The sequence below is a fragment of the Coprococcus sp. AM97-35 genome, assembly GCF_027697525.1.
GTDB classification, from domain to species: Bacteria; Bacillota; Clostridia; order Lachnospirales; family Lachnospiraceae; genus Allocoprococcus; species Allocoprococcus comes.
Map to the genome: position 1 here is coordinate 1 of NZ_JAQESL010000065.1, position 1,829 is coordinate 1,829.

The 1,829-nt window shown below is 37.5% G+C and carries 3 protein-coding genes; 1 reads left to right on the plus strand and 2 read right to left on the minus strand.

Annotated features, from left to right (window positions below):
* Positions 1-296: 8-oxo-dGTP diphosphatase (locus tag PG840_RS16595; protein ID WP_270613908.1), on the minus strand; the 296-nt coding region annotated here is incomplete at its 3' end.
* 11 nt (positions 297-307) lie between these two features.
* Positions 308-808: a kinase gene (locus PG840_RS16600; RefSeq protein ID WP_186835932.1), complete on the minus strand. Its 501-nt coding sequence runs from the start codon at positions 806-808 to the stop codon at positions 308-310.
* Between the two features lie 160 nt (positions 809-968).
* On the opposite strand from PG840_RS16600, the gene PG840_RS16605 reads away from it, so the two are divergent.
* Positions 969-1,829 (plus strand): IS701 family transposase (locus PG840_RS16605; RefSeq protein WP_442872516.1); only part of this gene is annotated, 861 nt, incomplete at its 3' end.

Sequence of the window (1,829 nt, forward strand, 5' to 3'; positions counted from 1 at the left end):
CTATCATTTATAAAGTTGTAAACCGGTGCTGTCTTATATAATAACACTATATATCTTGTTTCCTCATCCTTCATCCAGTCTTTTATCCCACAAAGTTTTGGTTCTGTAATTTTCAATCCAGTTTCTTCCCTCACTTCGCGTATCACAGCATCTGTAAATGATTCTCCTCTTTCCACATGTCCTCCCGGAAATGTTATTCCAGAGTAATCATCATCCGTCTTATCTTGGACAAGTACCCTATTTTCACTAAACACCATACACATATTAGTCATTATCACTTTTTCTGTTCTTACCATTCGTAATACCCTTATCCTTCATTTGCTGAATCCATATATATCATTTCAACAATACTGTCTGCATCAATATCAGATGTAATAATTTTTTCATTAAAAACTGATGAAAAATCCTTTTCTCTCCACCATCTACGCATATCTTCTTCACCAAATTCCTGTTTTTTATCTCTCGTATTATGCCGCCTGACCGTCTCTTCAAATGGTATATCAAAATAGTACGCATATATATCCATTCCATACAATTCATTTGCCGTTTTGAACAAAGGACTATACCACTCATCATACATGATGCCCTCTAAAATAACCACATCACAATGCTCATACCCATATTTCATAAGTTCTATCATAAGTGGTAATGCCTTAGTATCAACGCCATCTTTAACCCACAAGATATTTCTCCTAATCTCATCTTGTGAAATCATCATTGTATTGTATCCAAATTTCTTTTGCAACGCTCTAGCTACTGTTGTTTTTCCACTTCCAGAGTTACCTCTTAATATAATTATCTTTTTCATAATTTCTCCACCACTTTACAACTTTTTCATAAAAAAATATCGCACAGGGCTTTCTGATGTATAATGAATTTGCTGATAACATTACAAAGGAAAGTGACCCTGTACGACAAAAGCATTATACAACGAAAAAACACTGATTGGTAGACTTCATCAATATTTTTTGATTTATTTTGAAACTTTTTCTGTTCCGACAGCAGATACCTTATTTTTGCTGATATTATCCATACTGGCCTTAGAATCCGCACATTCCATCCAGTTTCTGTATCAGCATTTTTTATCCAGAATAACGGAGAAATCACCGAATGTATTTTATTATGCATGTTCCTATGCAAAGGTTGATTATTCCAGATTTATGAATACTACTGTCAGGATTGCTTTGAAGCTGATACCGGATTCATTGCAGACGCAGCCTGTATTTCTGTGCGTGGATGATACGATGGTATCTAAATTTGGCACAAAATTTGAAAATGTTTCAAAACTGTTTGACCATGCCGCACACAATGGTTCCAACTATTTGAATGGACACTGCTTTGTGAGTGTCATGCTCTGCGTACCTGTCTGGAATGGGGATAAAGTATATTATCTTTCCGTTCCTCTTGGCTATCGTATGTGGCAGAAAAAAGAGTCTAAACTGAAACTGGCAGCCTCCATGATCCGGCAGGTTATGCCTGAATTTCACAGCAAAGATCATGTCATCATCCTTTGTGACAGCTGGTATACAAAACAGAATCCGGTATCCATCGTTGATGAATATCCGAATCTGGATCTGATTGGCAGTGCAAGGATTGATTCTGTCATGTATGATCTTGCACCTGCACGGACCGGTCGTCAGGGACGTCCTGCCAAACATGGAAAACGTCTTTCTGTTGAAACAGAGTTTACGTTTTCCAATGAAAAGATCGGTGATTATTATACCGGTGTCCGCCGGGTTCTGATTAAGATCTTCGGCGACAGGGAAGTCCTTGCCTATGTCACTGCCACTGAAAAAGAACATGGTACAAAACGACTGTTTTTCAGTACC